The organism is Streptomyces sp. GD-15H, assembly GCF_045291515.1.
Taxonomy (GTDB): Bacteria; Actinomycetota; Actinomycetes; order Streptomycetales; family Streptomycetaceae; genus Streptomyces.
In genome coordinates this window covers 5,516,943-5,534,334 of sequence record NZ_CP149447.1, presented here as the reverse complement: position 1 = coordinate 5,534,334, position 17,392 = coordinate 5,516,943, and the positions used below count along the sequence as shown (strand labels likewise).

Below are 17,392 nucleotides of genomic sequence, written 5' to 3'. Positions count from 1 at the left end.
CCCTTCCCCCGCAGTCGTGCCCACCACCGCCCCGTGCCGCTACTGCGTCCCGCAACCCCGCACCCCGCCGCGCCCGCACTGGGTCACGGCGGCCTCCAGGGGCGGGGTGCGGGGAGGGGGCGTCCGCGGGGGCCTCGGTCTCAGGTGGTGGTGTCCGTCAGGTACGCCGAGACGATCACGTTGGCCGTGTAGCGGTGGCGCGCCTCGTCGTAGCTGCCGCCGCAGGTGACGAGGCGCAGTTCGGCCCGACCGGAGCGGCGGGGCCCGTAGGCCTGCCGGGCGTCGAAGCCTTCCCGGGGAGGACCTGGACGCCCTCGACGGTGAACTCGGCGACCTCGGCGTCCGCGCGGACCACCCGGATCTTCTGGCCGGGCCGCAGCGTACTCACCTTGTAGAACACGGCGGGCCGGGTCTCGGTGTCGACGTGCCCCACCACCAGCGCGGTACCGGGCGCCCCGGGCGTCACCCCGTCCGCGTACCAGCCGACCGCGCCCGGCTGGTCGAACGGCGGTGGGTCGAGCGCGCCACGCCCGTCCAGGCCACGGGCCATCACCGGCGCCCGGACATCCAGGCCGGGGATGTCCAGGCGCCGCGGCAACGCCTCGTCCAGCGGCCGGTGGGCGGGCGGAAGCTCCACCTGGGGCCGGCCAGGCCGCGGCCATGTCGCCCGTGGAGGGTCCGGACACGCCGGGGCGCAGGTCGGTCACCTCGCGGCCCCACAGCCAGAGCCCGAGCAGCAGGACCACCCAGGCCACACCGGCGAGGAGCCGCCCGACGCCGGACGGGTTCTGGCTCTGGTGCTGGTCCTGACGGTGATCGGACATCGCCGGCCTCAGTGCGTTCCGCGGCCCCGCCGGACGCGGCTGCGTACGACGGCCGCCGTCGCGGCGGCGGCGAGGAACAGCCCGGTCACCGTCTGCGCCGTGCCCGGCCCCTCCTCGGCCGCGTCGTCGGCGGCGACGGTCCGGGCGGCTCCCCCTCCCCCGCGTCCACGGGGGCGACGGGCGAGGCGGGCGCGACCGGCTGCCCGGACCGCTCCCCGGGCTGCTCCTCGGACGGGTCGGCGGGCGATTCAGCCGTTCCGCCGGGCTGCTCGCGGACGGAGGCGGGAGCGACGGTGATCGCGCCCTCGCGGGCGGTCTCCCCGCAGTTGACCCGTACGGGGTACGTCCCCGCGGTCAGCGTGGAGCGGACGCGGCTCTCGCCGACGAGTACGCCGTCGGCGACGGTGAGCCGGGCCTCGGAGACGAACGCCGAGGACACGGCGACCGCGCTCCGCTCGGCACACTCGGCCACCTCGAGGGTGACATCGGTGCCGGGGGCAGGGATCGCCGGCGTCACCGACACACCCCCCGCGCCGTCCGCGGCGTACGCCGACGGGGTGAGCGCGGTGGCCACCAGGGCGCCGGTACAGAGAGCGAGTCGCAAAGAACCCATCGTGCACCTCCAGACACCGGGAGCGTGCCCTGCCGGGCGGGGAACCGCATCCGCAGGGGTGCGGTGCTGCGCCGTACGGGTGGCATCGGGGCACGCGGGGCTGTGCGTGTGTCAGACGAGGTCGACGAGGTCCGCGATGGAGTCCACGACCTGGGACGGCCGGTACGGGAAGTTCTCGACCTGCTCGGGCCGGGTCAGGCCGGTGAGCACCAGGAACGTCTGCATCCCGGCCTCGATGCCGGCCAGTACGTCGGTGTCCATACGGTCGCCGATCATGGCGCTGCTCTCGGAGTGGGCGCCGAGGGTGTTCAGTCCGGTGCGCATCATCAGCGGGTTCGGCTTGCCCGCGAAGTACGGCTGCCGGCCCGTCGCCTTGGTGATCAGCGCCGCCACCGCGCCGGTCGCCGGGAGCGGGCCCTCGGTGGAGGGGCCGGTCTCGTCGGGGTTCGTCCCGATGAAGCGGGCGCCGTCGTTGATCAGCCGTACCGCCTTCGTCATGGCCTCGAAGGAGTAGGTGCGGGTCTCGCCGAGGACGACGTAGTCCGGTTCGTGGTCGGTGAGGATGTAGCCGATGTCGTGCAGCGCGGTGGTCAGACCGGCCTCGCCGATGACGTACGCCGAGCCGTTCGGACGCTGGTCGTCCAGGAACTTGGCGGTGGCGAGCGCCGAGGTCCAGATGTTCTCGATCGGAACGTCCAGGCCCATGCGGCGGAGCCGGGCGTGCAGGTCGCGCGGGGTGTAGATCGAGTTGTTGGTGAGCACCAGGAAGGGTTTTCCGGACTCACGCAGCTTCTTGATGAAAGCGTCGGCCCCCGGGATCGGCACACCCTCGTGGATGAGCACCCCGTCCATGTCGGTGAGCCACGATTCGATCGGCTTGCGGTCTGCCATGTGCGAGATCTCCTGCCGTACGCGGTCCTGCCTGCGCCCCAGCCTAGACATGCCCGGATCTTGGGGGAACGCCCGGTGCGGCGCGGCTCGAGAACGCCCGGGGTGCTCCGCCGCTCCCGGCCGGCCGGGTTCAGCGGCGCGTACGGGCCGGCACCCCCGCCAGTCCCCCGGCGAGCAGCGCCACCGCGGCGACGGTCAGGAGCTGCCCGCCGGTACCGGTACCGGTACGGGCGAGCTCGTCGGGGCCGGCGTCACCGGCTTCCGTCCCGGGCCCCGGCTCGATACGGAACCGGTAGTCGTCCGACTGCCCGACCCAGTCGCCGTCGTCCTCGTGCCGCTGGACGACGGCGGCCTTGGCGACGACCTCGCCCGCCACGGCGTCGGACGTGAACGCGAGCCGTACCTTCACGGTGAGGGCCCGGCCGGCCTCGACGGTGAACCCCTCGAAGCCCGTGCGCTCGTCGGCGAAGGCACCGACGAGTTCGTCCTCGTCGGTGGTCTCGAAGCGGACGGGGTGCGGCTGCTCCCGGTCCGGCGCGTAGAACTCCAGTACCGTCTGTGAGGCCCGCAACTCCCGCTTGTCGTCGACGAGTACGACGACCGGGTGGATACCGACGCAGGAGCGGTCGGTGGTGTTGGTGAGCTGGAGGTCCCAGGTGCCGTAGCCACCGCCGGCCGTGTAGGTGTCCGGGCCGCCGTGGATACGGGCGGTGAGGGGGAAGTCGGAGTCGTCCTCGGTGGCGCAGGCGGGCGGCGGTGCTTCCGCTTGGGCCTGGGCCGCGGTGGGAAGAACGGCGGCCACCACCGCCAGGAAGAGGGACGCGGGCGTGCAGAGTCGCATGCCATGTGACCTTGCCGATCGGTGGGCGGACACCACGGTGCCGCCCCCGAACACCCCCGCACGGCCCCACGATTCCCCCCACCCGGAGCAGCACACGCGCCCGCCCACCGCTTTTCCGGTTACCCGTCCCCCCGTCCGAACAACGGGGCCAGTACCGACTGGGCCGCCCCCTCGGCGACCCTCTGCCCACTGCCCTGCCCACTGCCCCGTCCGCCACCTCGGCCGCCGGCGCTTCCCCGTCCTCCTCGCTGCCCGGCGCCCGAGGCGATCCGTACCGGGACGGAGGTGTCCCCCGTGCGTCGTGCGCGGGCGTCGAGGACCGCTCGGACGCCCCGTACGAACGTCTCCGGGGCCGCCTCGATGATCCGGCCGCCGAGCAGGACCCGGTCGATGTCCAGCAGGCCCACCAGATTCGCCGCGCCGGCACCCAGCACGCGTGCCGCCTCTCCCGTGTCGCCCCGCGCCACCGCGCCGAGGCACAGGGCCTCGATGCAGCCGCGGTCACCGCAGCCGCAGCGTGGCCCGTCCAGTTGGACGACCTGGTGTCCGAACTCCCCCGCCCCGGTCCGTGGCCCCCGGTGCACGCTGCCACCGATCACCAGCCCCGCCCCGAGCCCCGTCCCGAGGTGCAGGTAGGCGAAGGAACCGCCCTCGCCGCCGACGGCCAGGCCCAGCGCCGCCGCGTTGGTGTCCTTGTCGACGACGACCGGCACCCCGAGCCGGTCCGACAGCGCGTCCCGCAGCGGATACCCGTCCCACTCGGGAAACCCGGTCACCCGGTGCAGCACACCCCGGGCGTGGTCGAGCGGCCCGGGCAGCGCGACCCCGGCGCCGAGCAGGTGGCGGCGGCGCCCCCTCGCGGCCGCCCCCTCCCCCGTCCCCGCTTCCCCCACCCCCGGCTCCCCCACCCGGGGTTGTCCCTCTCCCCCAGCCCCTCGCCCCACAGTCCCTCGACGACTCCCGCCACCCCGGCCAGTACCGCCTCCGCCCCCGCGCCCAGGTCCAGGGGGGCGCTCCGCTCCGCCACGACCGCCCCGTCGAGGTCGACCAGGACGGCCCGCAGTTCGTCCCGGTCCAGGTGCACGCCCACCGCGTGCCCCGCCTCCGGCACCAGCCGCAGTACCGTCCGGGGCTTGCCCCCGGTGGACGCCCGGCGTCCCGCGTCCGCCGCGAGCCCGTCCTCCCGCAGCCGGGCGGTGATCTTGCTGACCGCCTGCGGGGTGAGTCCGGTCCGCTCGGCGAGTTCCAGCCGGCTGATGCCCTCCGCTCCGGCGGTCCGCAGCAGGTCGAGCACGAGCGCGGTGTTGTGGCTGCGCAGGGCGAGCAGATTGACCCCGCCCGTCCCGTCCCGCATGCCGCCGTACGTCCTGTTCACCCGTCCATTCTCCCCCGTGCTTGCACTTTGGCAACAGCGTTGCGAAAGTAGGACCATGACTGGTACTCCCCTCCGCGTCGGCCTCGTCGGCTACGGCCTCGCGGGCTCCGTGTTCCACGCCCCGCTGATCGCCGCGACCGAGGGCCTCGCGCTCGACACGGTGGTCACCTCGAACCCCGAGCGGCAGCGGCAGGCCCGCGCCGAGTTCCCGGACGTCCGCCTCGCGGCGACACCGGACGAGCTGTTCGAGCGCGCCGCCGAGCTGGACCTGATCGTCATCGCGTCGCCGAACAGGACGCACGTCCCGCTCGCCACCGCCGCCCTGAAGGCCGGTCTGCCGGTGGTCGTCGACAAGCCCGTCGCCGGCACGGCCGCCGAGGCCCGCGGGCTGGCGGCGCTCGCCGAGGAGCGCGGCCTGCTCCTCTCCGTCTTCCAGAACCGCCGCTGGGACAACGACTTCCTCACTCTGCGCAAGCTGGTGTCCGAGGGCACACTCGGCGAGGTGTACCGGTTCGAGTCCCGCTTCGAGCGCTGGCGGCCGCAGCTCAAGGGCGGCTGGCGCGAGTCCGGCGACCCCGCGGAGATCGGAGGTCTGCTCTACGACCTCGGCAGCCACGTCGTCGACCAGGCCCTGGTCCTCTTCGGCCCGGTGACCTCCGTGTACGCCGAGTCGGACATTCGCCGCGAGGGCGCGCTGACCGACGACGACACCTTCCTCGCGCTCACCCACGCGAACGGCGTCCGCTCCCACCTCTACGTCTCCGCGACCACGGCCCAGCTCGGCCCGCGCTTCCGCGTCCTGGGCTCCGAGGCGGGCTACGTCAAGCACGGCCTCGACCCCCAGGAGGCCGCCCTGCGCGACGGCCTGCGCCCCGGTACCGGCGCCGGCGCCGGCTGGGGCACCGAGCCGGAGGAGCTGTGGGGCCGCGTCGGTTCCGGGGAGTCCCCGGTGACCGGCGGCGGGCGCCCCGAGCCGACCCTCCCCGGCGACTACCCCGCCTACTACACGGCCGTGGCGAAGGCCCTCCGGGAGGGCGGCCCCAACCCGGTGACCGCGCGGGAGGCCGCCGCCGCCCTGGACGTCCTGGAGGCGGCCCGGCGTTCGGCCGACGAGAAAGTGACGGTGACACTGTGACCCGGCCCGAACCCGCCCCCCGTGCGGAAGAGCCGAGCGTGGAAGCACTGAGTGTGGAAGAACTGGAGGAGCAGGAACGCCGCCTGGTCTTCCACCGGTTCAGCCACGAGGACGCCTGGGAACTGGGCTCGCTCCTCGTCGACCTGGCCCGGGTGCGCAAGGCCCCCGTCGCCATCGACATCCACCGCGCGGGCCAGCAGCTCTTCCACGCGGCGCTGCCCGGCTCCAGCCCCGACAACGACGCCTGGATCGCCCGCAAGCGCCGGGTCGTCGAGCGGTACGGCTCCGCGTCGTACCTGGTGGGTGCCCGGCACCGGGCCAAGGGCACGACGTTCGAGGAGTCCTCGCGCCTCGACCCCGACACCTACGCGGCACACGGCGGTTCGTTCCCGATCACCGTCGAGGGCGTCGGCGTGATCGGCGCGGTGACCGTCTCGGGCCTCCCCCAACTCCAGGACCACCTTCTCGTGGTGGAAGCCCTGGAACACTTCCTGACCGACTGATGCCTGTCCTCGCCAGTGAGGCGGTCGTCGGTCTTCGTGCGGGGCGGGAGACGGTAAAGTCCGACCAATTCATCGGGTGGGCGGTACTGAGCCGTTTTCGGCCTTCGTTTGAGTAGGTCAGGTGAAGAACGAGGACGGCTCATGGATTTCGAGGAGACCGCCCGCTCCGTCGACGACGACGGTGCCTTCCGAGGCTTCTGAGTCACTGACCGTCAAGTGGTGTCAGACTGCTGGCGAAAGGGTGCGTCCGTCCCAGCGGACGCCCTTCTCGCTGCGGATGAGAGCGCATTTCCTGCACTGGGCGGCGAGCGCATCCGGGTGACGGGCGCCGGCATTGCGCCGGCACAACACCACCCACGCCAAGATCCGCTGCGTCGGCGAGCGGGCCATGACCCCCTCAAGGGCCGGCGCCTGCTGCGGAGACTCCGCTGCAGCACCAACCGCGTCACCGACATCGTGAAGACCGTTCTCGTTCTTCACCACGCGTCAGCGTGAGGTGGGAAAGGCTCACTTTTTACCGGATCTCCCCATCATCCACACAATGAGGAACCCCGCGAGCAACATGACGACGAAGAGCACATACACAAGAGTCATGGCTTCATCCCCTTTCACGTCTCCGAAGCGGAACCGCTTCGTGTGTACACGCCCGATGCCAGGACTGTCGCCGGCCAAAACAAATGTGAGGAAGTCTAGCCTCGATCTTGCATGACGGTCTGTCGACGGAGTCGGCGGACCGTTTTGCGTTCTGTGGCCGATGGCGGGCAGGCCGGCGGCCCGGTTGTCGCATCGGGTGGGCGTCGGGTTCCACTTCTCCGGGTCGGGTGGTGCTGTCGTTGGGATGGAGAAGGTGTTGTCAGGTTCAGCCGGTGGCCTTGGGGCTGGAATGATCGTCGGGTTTGTTGATCACCAGGGGGCTGCCGCCCTGCGGAGTGTGCTCCGCCGCGCCCTCGACCGGATTGGCCCTCGGGACCCGGCGCGGCAGGCCGGAGGCGGTAACCCCGCCGGCCTTCGGCCGCTTGAGCCGCTCCGCCCGCTCCTGGCGCTCGTCGTCGGCCGAGCGCCAGGTCGTTCTCTTCCCCACCGAGGAGGGTCGTGGTCTGCGCGCGCCGGCTGCGGCGGCTCCTACTGGCCCCCTCGATGGGTGGCATCGCCGGGCCCTGCCGCGCTGTTCCGGCGAGGAAGGTTGGCGTCGGTCACCTCGTGGACGGTGCTCGGGACAGCCGGAGGCGGGAACCCTGCGTGTCCCGCGGCCGATTCGGCTCCTCCCGAACCGGTTGCCGCTTCCGTGCCGGACGTGGGCATGTACGCGTCGCCGTAGCCGCTCGAGTCCTGCCACTCGCCCCGATGCGACGGTTCGCCCCAGCCGGCGTAGGCGTCCGGCGTGGGAGGCCGCTGTTCCTGGTAGCCGTCGCCGTGGTGGCCGGCCTGTACGGGGACGTACTGACCGTCGTAGGCGCGCTGTCCCTCATGGCCGGTGCGGTCGCCATAGCCGCCGACCCCTTCGTAGCTCTCCCTGTCGCCGTAGTCGGCCGCACTGCCGTCATGGGCAGACTGATCGCCGTACGCACCCGCCTGGGCGTCGAACACAGGGGCAGGATAACCGGGCTGCTGGTCCTGATACGGATCGGGCTCCTGGTACGCGGAGGGCTGCCTGGCCTCGTCGCGGAACGCCGGACGACCTCCGCCCCTCTGGTTCTGCGTCGCCTCGAGAGCCGCGCGCCGCTCCTCGCGCAGCAACGAACGCCCGACCGGGTCGAGTTCCCGGAGGTCCTGCGGCCCGTCGGCGGTGTAGCGGCTGTCGTCGAAGCCGATTTCGGCCGCCGTCCGCAGGGGAGGAGCCTCCTGGGCCCGCTGTTCCGGGATGATGGAGGAGACGGTGAATTCCGCGCCCCCCATGACCTGCTCGCCGCTGCCACCATGAGTGATCGCGTCCGGCAGCATGACCAGCGACGTCGTGCCGGCCTGCTCGCCGGAGGGGCGCAGCTGGACGCGAATCCCGTGACGGTCGGAGAGTCGGCCGACGACGTACAGGCCCATGCGCTGCGAGATCGCGACGTCCACGGTCGGCGGGTTGGCCAGCTTGTGGTTGATGTCCGCGAAGTCCTCGGGGGCGAGGCCGATGCCCTTGTCGTGTATCTCGATCATGATCCGGCCGTCGGGCAGGCGCGTCGCGGCGACGCGGACCTTGTTCTGGGGCGAGGAGAACGTGGTGGCGTTCTCCATCAGCTCGGCGAGCAGGTGCACGAGGTCCGACACGGCGCGACCATGGATCTCCGCCTCCGGCACACCCACGAGTTCGACGCGCTCGTACTGTTCCACCTCGGAGGCGGCGGCGCGGAGGACGTCGACCAGCGGGATCGGCTGGTCCCAGCGGCGGCCGGGCTCCTCGCCCGCGAGGACGAGGAGGTTCTCTCCGTTGCGGCGCATACGGGTCGCGAGGTGGTCCAGCTTGAAAAGCTGTTCCAGCTGGTCCGGATCGGCCTCGTTGTTCTCCAGATCCGTGATGAGGGTCAACTGCCCCTCGATCAGGGACTGGTTGCGGCGCGAGAGGTTGGTGAAGATCGCGTTGACGTTGCCCCGCAGCAGTGCCTGCTCGGCAGCGAGGCGGACCGCCTCGCGGTGCACCTGGTCGAACGCGCGGGCGACCTCGCCGATCTCGTCGGTCGTCGTGATCGGGATGGGCTCGACCCGGGTGTCGACCCGGCCCGGATCCGTGCGGGAGAGCTGGTCGACCAGCATCGGCAGCCGCTGCTCCGCGACGTCGAGGGCGGCCGACCGCAGCCGGAGCATGGAGCGGCTCATCTGCCGGGCCATGAGTCCGGCGAGGAAGGAGGTGACGAGCAGACCGACCAGGACGACGGTCGCCGTGACGATGGCCTCACGATTTGCCTCGCCGTCGAGGTCGGAGGCCCTTTTCACGGCATTGTCGATGAGCTCCGTCTCGATGGTCCTGTAAGTCTCGAACTCGGCAGTGGTGGTGGCCCACCACGACTCGGGGGTGACAGCCTGCGCGGCCAGTGTCGCCCTGGTGGCGTCCGGCGCGGCGATGAGCGCGAGGGCCTTGTCGGGGGCCGGCGGGGCCACGAACTTCTCACCGTTCGCCTTCGCTTCGGCCGCGGCTTCCTCCGCCCTGGTCCCGGCCTCGGCCTCGAGCTGCCTCTGCGCCTCCTCCAGCGCGGTGATGTCCTCCTCGCTGCCGCCCGAGAGGTACTCGTGGGTGGCGATCCCCTCGAGATAGGCGTACGAGGTCAGGGCGACGCGTTGCTCGGCGGCATCCGCGGCGTCCGGTCCCTTGACCAGAAGGTGCATACCGATGGCACGCTGAAGGGAGATCGCGCTCTTGGACATCGAGATGGCGTAGAGGGTGCGGCCGTACCCGGTGACGTCGGTGGTGCCCAGACCGAGTTCATTGGAGAGCTCCAGCAGGGGGTGCTGAATGGCGAGGTATCCCTCTTCGGTCTCGACTCCCTTGGAAGCGCCGGTGTAAGCGGCGGCGCGGAGGTCATCGAGCTTCGATTCCTGCTCGAGGAAGGCGTCGAGGCGGCGGTTGAGGGTTTCTGTTTCCGGCGTGTCCTCCACCACGGCGTGGAAGTCCTCGGCCGCCTTGTCGGTGGCCACACGGGCTTCGACGACGCGCTGGTCGTCCTTGGCAGCGCGCAGCAGGGGCTCGACGGACACGTCACGCTCTTCCTGCAGGCGGTGGCCGTAGACGAAAGCCGCCTGGACCACGCGGGCGGTCCTCTCCGCGGTGACCGCCGCCTGCCAGTCGCGGAACGATCCCTGAATCTGGACCGTCCCCATCACCAGACAGACCACTACCGGAAGGAACAGGATCGCGTTGAGCCGGGTGGGCATGCGCCAGTTCCCGGGGGTGAATCGGCTTGTGCTGCCCTTGGGCGTGTCCTCGCCAGTGACCTGCGTGGGCGATTCCGCGGCCCGCGGTGGAGGGGTGAGTTGTCCCCCGACTGCGATGCGTGGCTCGCCGTGTTTCGCCTCACTCGACCAACAACCTCTCGATGGCGGCACATGACGTATGCCGCTGATGTGTCCAGGCCCGTACAGCAGGGAAGTTCGGCGCATTCCAGCACGTCGGTCCGCGCCCTTTCAAGCAAGGCGTTGAACGGTTTCTCCGACGTTAACGCCCGAGGTATTCCGGGCGTAAAGAAGGTGTTGTCAAGTTGGCTATCAGCCATCCTGCTCATAGACAACTTGACAACACCGCCCTAGGTGTTTTCCTAGTTTCCTCCGCGATTCGTCACGGTGTGCGGCGATTTAAGACTCAATGCGAGTGGACAAGTTTGCCGAGGGTACTGCCAACCGCCTTGGGATTCCGCGATGATCACCGCTGCATCCGGCGGCGAAAGTGACCCGCCGGTACCCCACGCCACGTCAACTCCCCTCCCCAGAACGGCCCGAAAAGGCCGTCAGAGAAGACGTGCGTCACTGGAGGAAGAAAAGGTATGCGCACCACTTTCGCGGGCGTGTCCGTACGGGCCGCCGTGGTCGGCACGGCAACCGCCGTCGCCCTCGGTCTGACCGGCACCACCCCGGCACAGGCCGCCTATCCGAGCAGCTACAGCGTCAAGGGCATCGACACCAGCCGCTGGAACCACAGCTCGGCGATCAACTGGAACAGCGTCGCCGCCTCGGGCCAGAAGTTCGTGTTCCACAAGGCGTCCCAGAGCACCGGCTGGGTCGACCCCTACTTCAACCAGGACTTCAAGGCCTCCGCCGCCGCGGGGCTGATGAACTCCGGCTACCACTTCTATGCGGAAGGCACCGGCAGCGCCCAGGCCGACCACTTCATCAGCACCCTGCGCAACGCCGGCTACACCGGCAAGGCCGCCGGTCAGCTGCCCCCGGTCATCGACCTGGAGCACCACAACGGCGCGTGCCCGGCCTACGCCACCACCACGCACATCAGCACCTTCATCAACAAGATCAAGTCGTCCTTCGGGGTCACCCCGATCGTCTACACCTCCAAGTGGTTCGTCGACGACTGCCTGAAGGGCAACGGCAGCGTCTTCTCCACCACCCCGCTGTGGCAGCCGCGCTACCAGAGCGGCTCCAACGAGCCGGCCGCCCTCCCCGGCGCGAACCGCTCCTGGTCCTTCTGGCAGCACAGCGAGACCGGTTCGGTCTCCGGCATCAGCGGCAACGTCGACCTCAACGTCTACCGCGGCACGCTCACCCAGCTGCGCGCCATGGCCAACCTCGGCACCACCCCCGCTCCCGCCCCGCTCCCGTCCTGGCCGGTCCTGAAGTACGGCGCCACCGGAGTGGACGTCAGGGCACTGCAATACCTGCTCAACGCCCGCGGCTACGCCACCACCGTGGACAGCAGCTACGGCCCGGCCACGCAGTCGCAGGTCACCGCCTTCCAGCGCGCCAACGGGCTCGCCGCCGACGGCATCACCGGACCGGCCACCTGGTCCAAGCTGATCGTCACCGTGCAGAGCGGCGCCACGGGCAGCGCGGTGAAGGCCGTCCAGACGGAGCTGAACTCCAAGGGCTACTCACTGACCGTCGACGGAAGCTTCGGCCCGGCGACCCTCTCCGCGGTGAAGTCGTTCCAGTCCTCCAAGGGCCTCGCCGTCGACGGGAGCGTCGGCCCGGCCACCTGGCAGACCCTCATAGGCAGCTGACCGCTCGACGGGTGGGCCACCGCCCGCACACCCGTCGTCCGGGGACGACGGCCCGCACCCGCACCGGTGCGGGCCGTCGTCCCTCCAGGCGACTGCGCCGTGGTGAGGCATTCCGGATACGCCGAGCAGCGCGCCCATGCACTGCTGAACCAGGGGGGCACCCACCCGCACCTGCCGCAGCGCGCCGGCCTGCTGTGGTCGGGTTCGACCGCGACCATGATGAGTCACCGATACAGGACGGCCCGTTCGACCACACTCCAGGTCGTACTGGCTCCCTCTCCTTCTTCCTCCACGCCACGGCTCTGCACCCCTCGACGTCCGGGACCGGAAGCCGGTTCCCAGGCAGGACCCCTCTCCGCACGAACCGGCCCCGGCGCCGCGACGGCGGAGCGGAAACAAGCGTACGGACACGGCACGACGGCTCAGCATTCGGTCACGGGTGCGGCGGTGACCGACCCCCCGGCACCACCCTCGGGATCGAGGACCCGGGTGAGGCGGTAGCACTGTTCGGCCGGCGCCGCCCCGTCGTCCGGGAACCGGGAGTCCGGGAACCGGGACTGCTCCCGGAAGAGGACGAGGGCGACGACCGTCCGCCCCTTCCGCACGGTGCTACGCACCTCGGAGCCGCTCTTCTCGCCCGGCAGGAGGCCGGGGTCGAGGGCCTCCTGCAGGCCGGCCCGCGTCAGCTGTGCCGCGTCCAGCCCCTCCATCTCCGCCTGCGCGGACCGTACCCCGCTGCCGACCGCGCTGCTCCCCTGGCACGCCGCGCCGTCCCGCTCGGCGACCTCCGGGGTCCACGCCGGGCCGGGGCGGCGTACGTGGGTGTAGGTGTAGGCGAAGCAGCGCTCGACCACCCCCGGATCGCCGAACGGTACGCGCTCCCATTCGTATTCGGCCGACCGGGAGGCGACGGCGGTGAACACGCGCCCGTCCTCGTCGTAGGCGATGACGGGGCCCCCGGTGTGCCGCAGGATCACGTCCAGTAACGCGTCGGTGCCGGTGTCGCGGCTCGCGGTCAGCGCGCCGGCGGTCCGGTCCGCCGCGTCGCGGGCCCGGGCCAGGAGCGAGTCGGCCGCGGCCTCCCGGCGCCGGTCGTTCTCCCGCTCGGCCCGCTCGAAGGAGAACCAGAGGTAGGCCGCCAGCACGAAGGGGGCGAGCAGCAGCACGTTCACCAGCACCAGGCATCCGATGGTCACCCGCTCGCGCATGCCCCGCCCCCTCGGCCACCCGTGTCGTCCCCACGGATCCTCCCGCGATCCGCCCCCGAAACGTAGGGTCCGGGACGGCCGTTCGTTCCCCGCGCGACACCGGCACGTCCCCTCCCGGGGCCGGTGCGCCCTCCGGTCCGCGGCCGTCTCACCTTTGTCACCCGTCGGCAGTACGGTGTCCCCCATGCGCTCCGACACGCCCGCCGAAAACGTCGACCACCCCGCCGAAGCCGCACGCCTGGAGCGGACCGCCGGCCTGTATCCCGAGGACGCCGAAGCCCTGCTGCTGCGGGCCGCCGCCCACCTGGAACTCTCCGGCGACCGCTCCGCCGCGGCCGCCCTCTACGACCGTCTGCTCGCCTCCGACACCGGGCAGGCGGGGCTGGAGAACTCGTACCTGGTCCGCGCTCTGAAGGCCTCGAACCTGTGGGAGTACGGCCACGAGGCGGAGGCCCGCGCGATCATCGACGGCATCCGCACCGCGGCCCCGCGCGACGCCGCCCCCTGGGTGGTCGTCGCGGAGTCCCTGGAGTCGCACGACGAACTGGAGGCGGCGCACGAGGCGTTCACGGAGGCGGTACGCCTCCTCCTGACCGACGTACCGGAGCCGCCGGCCGCCACCCACCCGCTCCTCTTCGGCCGCCACCGCGTCCGCCGCATGCTGGGCGTCCCCCACGACGAGTGGGACGCCCTGGCGGACTCCGTCCACAGCCTGCCCGTCACCCTGGACGAACTCCACGACCCGAAGCGCGTCTGGTCACTGGGGTCGGAGAACCCGGCCGAGCTGGAGGCGGAGATCTCCCGCCTCCGAGCAGAAGTGGGCGCGTACCGGACCGCCCTGTCCCGCCCCTTCCCGGTGGCGATCCTGCACTGGCCGGCCTCGGAACTGGCCGAGCTCCTGGTGTCGTACCCCTCCCTCACCACCGAGTACCCGTCGCACGAGGAGCACTTGGCCACGACAGAGACGGCCCTGCGCGAACTCGCCGCCTCCGGCACCCCCAACCTGGGCGTCGTCACCGGCACCGTCCCCTCCTACGAGGCCTTCGCCGCCTCCGAGGGCACCACCCCGGACGACACCTGCCTCCTCCCCCAGTACGCGACGACCCTGGCGGCCCGGGGGCGGGCCGTGCCCTGGCCGCCACAGCAGTCAGCCACCTGCTGGTGCGGCTCGGGCCGCCGGTACGGGAAGTGCCACGGCGCCTGAGCGGCGAGCGGCCAGGGCGACAGCCCTGCCCCGCCCCGCAGAGAACCCGACGGCCGGCATGACGGGTCGCTCGGGCTAGTGCTGGAGCTTCGAGGTGAGCTTTGCCTGCATCTTCTGTGTCGCCTGGCGCAGGGCTTGGGTGAGTGCCGTCTCGGACGGGGTGCGGGGGTCCTCGCGGGTGAAGCAGAGGCGTGCCTGCGGCCCCGAGATGGTGATGGCGATGGGCGGATACCCCTGTGGGGTGGGGAGCGTCTGCGCGAGTGCCGCGATGCCGGGTTGGGTCTCCTCGATGTTGCGCGCGTAGCCGCGCTGCCTGACGTTCTCCAGTTCGGCTTCGAGAGCCGTGCGGGTCGGGGTGGTGGTCTTCGCCGCGTGCGGGAGGGGGTCGTTCGGGTAGATCCGGCGGAGCTGGTCGGTCGTGAGGGTGGCGAGGAGGGCTCGTCCGCAGGCCGCGGTGTGCGCGGGGAGGATCGTTCCCGCCCGGGCTTCGATGCGCATGTGGTGCTGTGAGGCGATGCCGTAGATGTAGCGCACCGCCTGCCCTTCGAGGACCGCGAACTCCACGGTCTCGCCGGTCGCCGCCTGCAGCTCGAGCAGGTCGTCCTGGATGAGGTGGGTGAAGTCCGTGTCGGCGTGGGCGGGGCGGGCGCCGGTCATGGCCGGGCCGAGGCGGTAGCCGGGGCCGTCGAGTGAGCGACGCATGAAGCCGTGGGCCTCGAGGGTGGCCAGCAGCCGATGGGCGACGGAGGTTCCCACACCCAGTTCGCCGGCGGCACGGGCGAGGGTGATGACCGGCTCCTGCTGGGCCAGTGCAAGCAGCCGAAGTGCCCTGTCCACAGTTTGAAGAGTGTTCACGATCCGATGGTCCCACATACAGGGAATGATTGACTAGTCACTCCCTCATAGTGGATTCTCTCGATGTCCGCGGGCGAACGCACACTCGAACGAGTGTCTCTGCGTGGCGCGGACCACCGGGCGCGAGATCACCCTTGCCTGCCCGGGGCGTAAGTGGCCGTTGAGGCGTGAACCGCCCGTCAGCTCGTGTGACGTGCCGCGCAGTGAGGACACCGAGGAGAGTGAAGCGATGAGAGTCAGTGGACTCGATGGGCAGGCCGAGGCGACTCGGCCGGACACGGCACCGGAGGGCCCGGAGGCCGGGAGCGGGACACCCACCGCCCGGCGAGCGGTCGTCAGCGGCGCGCTGGGTTCCGCACTGGAGTGGTTCGACTTCTCCGTGTACGGCGCGTTGTCGGCCACGGTGTTCCCGCAGCTGTTCTTCCCCGACCTCGCGCCGGGCACCGCACTGCTGGCGTCGTTCGCGACCTTCGGAGTCGGGCTGGTGGCACGGCCCCTGGGCGGCCTCGTGTTCGGCATGCTGGGTGACCGGCTCGGCCGCCGGAACGTCCTCATGTTCACGCTGCTCCTCATGGGCGCGGCGTCGGTGCTGATCGGCCTGCTTCCGACCTACGCCACGGTGGGGATCGTGGCTCCGGCCGCGCTGGTGGCACTGCGTTTCCTGCAGGGCTTCGCCCTGGGGGGCGAGCACACCGGATCGCAACTCATGGTGATGGAACACTCGCCGAACCGGCGCCGCGGTGTCGCGGGTGCCCTGATGTCGGTGGGATCGCCGATCAGTCAGGTACTCGCCACACTCACACTGACCGGACTCGCCGCGTGGCTCACCGAGGACCAGTTCGCCGCCTGGGGCTGGCGGATTCCCTTCCTGATGAGCGTGGCGCTCATCGCCATCGGGTACTACATCCGGCACCGCGTCGAGGAGACTCCGGCCTTCCTCGCCAGCGAGGGCAAGAGCGAGCAGCAGGCACGCGGGCTGCTGAGGCAGCACCGGAAGACCGTGATGCTGCTGGTGCTCGCGTGGGCCGCGCCGGGAGCGCTGTACTACATCACCGTCACCTTCGCCATCAGCTACCTCACCGGCCGGCTCGGATTCGACAACAGCTCCACCTTCGGGTTGATGGTCGTCGCGAACTCGATTTCCATCGGGGCAAGCCTGCTCGGCGGCTGGTCCAGCGACCGGATCGGGCGAAAGCGCGTCCTCTTCACGGGTCTCGCGGTGCTGCTGGCCTTCCTCGTCCCGTTCTTCCTGATCCTCGACACGGGCAACTGGTGGATGGCCGCGCTCACCATCACGGGTGCGCTGTGCGGTGTGCAGTTCATGACCGGATGCCAGGGAGCCTTCTACGCCGAGGCGCTGCCGACCCCCGTCCGGTACACCGGATCGGCTCTCGGACTCACCGGCGGAAACATGCTGTTCGCCGCACCGGCGCCCCTGCTCGCGACGTGGCTGATGCAGATCTCGGAGAACGGAACCCTGCTGATCACCGCCTACGGCCTGCTCACGATCCTGATATCCGCCGTGGCGATCCGCCTGCTCCCCGACCGTACCGGCCGGCGACTCGAGGCGTGACGGGGACCGCACCCCGCCGTACGCACCCCGCCCGTACGCACCCCTCCGTTCCTCTACCTGCCTGAAACCTCACCCGAGGGAGAAAAACAATGACCGACGATGCAGTTCGCGCCGACAGCGTGGTGACCGAGGAGGACCTTCGTCTCCTTCGGGAACTGAAGGTCAAGGACCGGCTGCACGATCTCGAAGCCGCCTACTGCCGCGGGATCGACCGGCGTGACCCCCAGTTGCTGAAGTCGATCTTCTTCGAGGACGCCTTCGTCCGCCTGGGCGACATGAAGGAAGGCGGGGTGGACGAATGGGTGGACTGGATCACCGACGAGTTCAAGCCCCGGTTCGAGAACACCACCCACTACCTGCTGAACGAGTGGTACAAGGTGGACGGGAAATCCGCCGAGGGGGAGACCCATCGCCTCTCTTACCACCGGTTCGGGGACCCGTCACGCGAACTGATCGCCGCCAGCCGCACGTTCAACCGGTACGAGGAGCGCGACGGCGTCTGGAAGATCACTTTCCGCGAGGTGATCCGGGACTGGATCCATGAACGCCCCGTGGACCGGGACCTGTTCACCGGTGGGTTCGCCATGGAGATGAGCGCGCCCGGCCCCGAGGACAAGAGTTACCAGGTGCTCTCGATGTTCGGCCGAGGTCCGCTTCAGCCCGAGTGATCCCTGGTTCCGTGTCCGGCCACAGCCCCGCCGCCCGCGGGACAGGCCCCGTGGGGG

11 protein-coding genes and 4 pseudogenes are annotated in these 17,392 nt (G+C 70.8%); 7 read left to right on the top strand and 8 right to left on the bottom strand.

Annotated features, from left to right (window positions below; all coding sequences use genetic code 11):
- Positions 1-140: 140 nt before the first annotated feature.
- The 5 genes and pseudogenes from WJ438_RS26215 to WJ438_RS26195 all read right to left on the bottom strand — a co-directional run bounded on the left by WJ438_RS26215 (position 141) and on the right by WJ438_RS26195 (position 4,523).
- Positions 141-824: pseudogene (locus tag WJ438_RS26215) on the bottom strand (class F sortase).
- 85 nt (positions 825-909) lie between these two features.
- Complete coding sequence (locus tag WJ438_RS26210) at positions 910-1,437, bottom strand: hypothetical protein (RefSeq protein ID WP_406727412.1); 528 nt, start codon at positions 1,435-1,437, stop codon at positions 910-912.
- 111 nt (positions 1,438-1,548) lie between these two features.
- The gene (locus WJ438_RS26205) at positions 1,549-2,328 is read right to left on the bottom strand and encodes an HAD-IIA family hydrolase (RefSeq protein WP_406729812.1); all 780 of its coding nucleotides are present in this window, start codon (positions 2,326-2,328) and stop codon (positions 1,549-1,551) included.
- Between the two features lie 130 nt (positions 2,329-2,458).
- The gene (locus WJ438_RS26200) at positions 2,459-3,169 is read right to left on the bottom strand and encodes a hypothetical protein (protein WP_406727411.1); all 711 of its coding nucleotides are present in this window, start codon (positions 3,167-3,169) and stop codon (positions 2,459-2,461) included.
- 119 nt (positions 3,170-3,288) lie between these two features.
- Positions 3,289-4,523 (bottom strand): annotated as a pseudogene (locus WJ438_RS26195) (ROK family protein).
- A gap of 76 nt (positions 4,524-4,599) precedes the next feature.
- On the opposite strand from WJ438_RS26195, the gene WJ438_RS26190 reads away from it, so the two are divergent.
- From WJ438_RS26190 to WJ438_RS26180, 3 genes and pseudogenes are all read left to right on the top strand, one after another.
- Entirely contained in the window at positions 4,600-5,679 is a 1,080-nt protein-coding gene (locus WJ438_RS26190) for a Gfo/Idh/MocA family oxidoreductase (protein ID WP_406727410.1), read from the top strand.
- Positions 5,680-5,717: 38 nt separating this feature from the next.
- A complete protein-coding gene (locus WJ438_RS26185; RefSeq protein WP_406727409.1) occupies positions 5,718-6,182 on the top strand; it encodes a heme-degrading domain-containing protein in 465 nt (154 codons plus the stop codon).
- Between the two features lie 337 nt (positions 6,183-6,519).
- Positions 6,520-6,677 (top strand): annotated as a pseudogene (locus tag WJ438_RS26180) (IS5/IS1182 family transposase); the annotation flags it as partial.
- Positions 6,678-7,041: 364 nt separating this feature from the next.
- On the opposite strand, the pseudogene WJ438_RS26175 reads toward WJ438_RS26180, so the two are convergent.
- Positions 7,042-10,037: pseudogene (locus WJ438_RS26175) on the bottom strand (nitrate- and nitrite sensing domain-containing protein).
- A 605-nt stretch (positions 10,038-10,642) separates the two neighbouring features.
- Here WJ438_RS26175 and WJ438_RS26170 point away from each other — a divergent pair.
- Positions 10,643-11,827 carry a GH25 family lysozyme gene (locus WJ438_RS26170; protein ID WP_406727408.1) on the top strand — a complete coding sequence of 395 codons (1,185 nt, stop codon included), beginning with the start codon at positions 10,643-10,645 and terminating at the stop codon, positions 11,825-11,827.
- A gap of 422 nt (positions 11,828-12,249) precedes the next feature.
- Here the strand turns inward: WJ438_RS26170 and WJ438_RS26165 are convergent, their stop codons facing one another.
- A complete protein-coding gene (locus WJ438_RS26165; RefSeq protein ID WP_406727407.1) occupies positions 12,250-13,035 on the bottom strand; it encodes a hypothetical protein in 786 nt (261 codons plus the stop codon).
- Between the two features lie 184 nt (positions 13,036-13,219).
- Between WJ438_RS26165 and WJ438_RS26160 the strand changes: the two genes are divergently transcribed.
- Entirely contained in the window at positions 13,220-14,239 is a 1,020-nt protein-coding gene (locus WJ438_RS26160) for an SEC-C domain-containing protein (RefSeq protein ID WP_406727406.1), read from the top strand.
- Between the two features lie 75 nt (positions 14,240-14,314).
- On the opposite strand, the gene WJ438_RS26155 is transcribed toward WJ438_RS26160, so the two are convergent.
- Positions 14,315-15,094, bottom strand: a complete 780-nt coding sequence (locus WJ438_RS26155) for an IclR family transcriptional regulator (protein ID WP_406727405.1) — start codon at positions 15,092-15,094, stop codon at positions 14,315-14,317.
- Between the two features lie 229 nt (positions 15,095-15,323).
- Between WJ438_RS26155 and WJ438_RS26150 the strand changes: the two genes are divergently transcribed.
- Together WJ438_RS26150 and WJ438_RS26145 are read left to right on the top strand one after the other, a co-directional pair.
- Positions 15,324-16,667, top strand: a complete 1,344-nt coding sequence (locus tag WJ438_RS26150) for an MFS transporter (protein WP_406727404.1) — start codon at positions 15,324-15,326, stop codon at positions 16,665-16,667.
- 89 nt (positions 16,668-16,756) lie between these two features.
- Positions 16,757-17,335, top strand: coding sequence for a nuclear transport factor 2 family protein (locus tag WJ438_RS26145; RefSeq protein WP_406727403.1), 579 nt, complete (start codon positions 16,757-16,759; stop codon positions 17,333-17,335).
- The last annotated feature ends 57 nt before the right edge of the window (positions 17,336-17,392 follow it).

Excerpts from the sequence above, each read along its gene's own strand:
- WJ438_RS26210 (WP_406727412.1), bottom strand. The coding sequence starts at position 1,437 with ATGGGTTCTTTGCGACTCGCTCTCTGTACCGGCGCCCTGGTGGCCACC.
- WJ438_RS26190 (WP_406727410.1), top strand. The coding sequence starts at position 4,600 with ATGACTGGTACTCCCCTCCGCGTCGGCCTCGTCGGCTACGGCCTCGCG.
- WJ438_RS26145 (WP_406727403.1), top strand. The coding sequence starts at position 16,757 with ATGACCGACGATGCAGTTCGCGCCGACAGCGTGGTGACCGAGGAGGAC.
- WJ438_RS26170 (WP_406727408.1), top strand. The coding sequence starts at position 10,643 with ATGCGCACCACTTTCGCGGGCGTGTCCGTACGGGCCGCCGTGGTCGGC.
- WJ438_RS26205 (WP_406729812.1), bottom strand. The coding sequence starts at position 2,328 with ATGGCAGACCGCAAGCCGATCGAATCGTGGCTCACCGACATGGACGGG.
- WJ438_RS26150 (WP_406727404.1), top strand. The coding sequence starts at position 15,324 with ATGAGAGTCAGTGGACTCGATGGGCAGGCCGAGGCGACTCGGCCGGAC.
- WJ438_RS26165 (WP_406727407.1), bottom strand. The coding sequence starts at position 13,035 with ATGCGCGAGCGGGTGACCATCGGATGCCTGGTGCTGGTGAACGTGCTG.
- WJ438_RS26160 (WP_406727406.1), top strand. The coding sequence starts at position 13,220 with ATGCGCTCCGACACGCCCGCCGAAAACGTCGACCACCCCGCCGAAGCC.
- WJ438_RS26200 (WP_406727411.1), bottom strand. The coding sequence starts at position 3,169 with ATGCGACTCTGCACGCCCGCGTCCCTCTTCCTGGCGGTGGTGGCCGCC.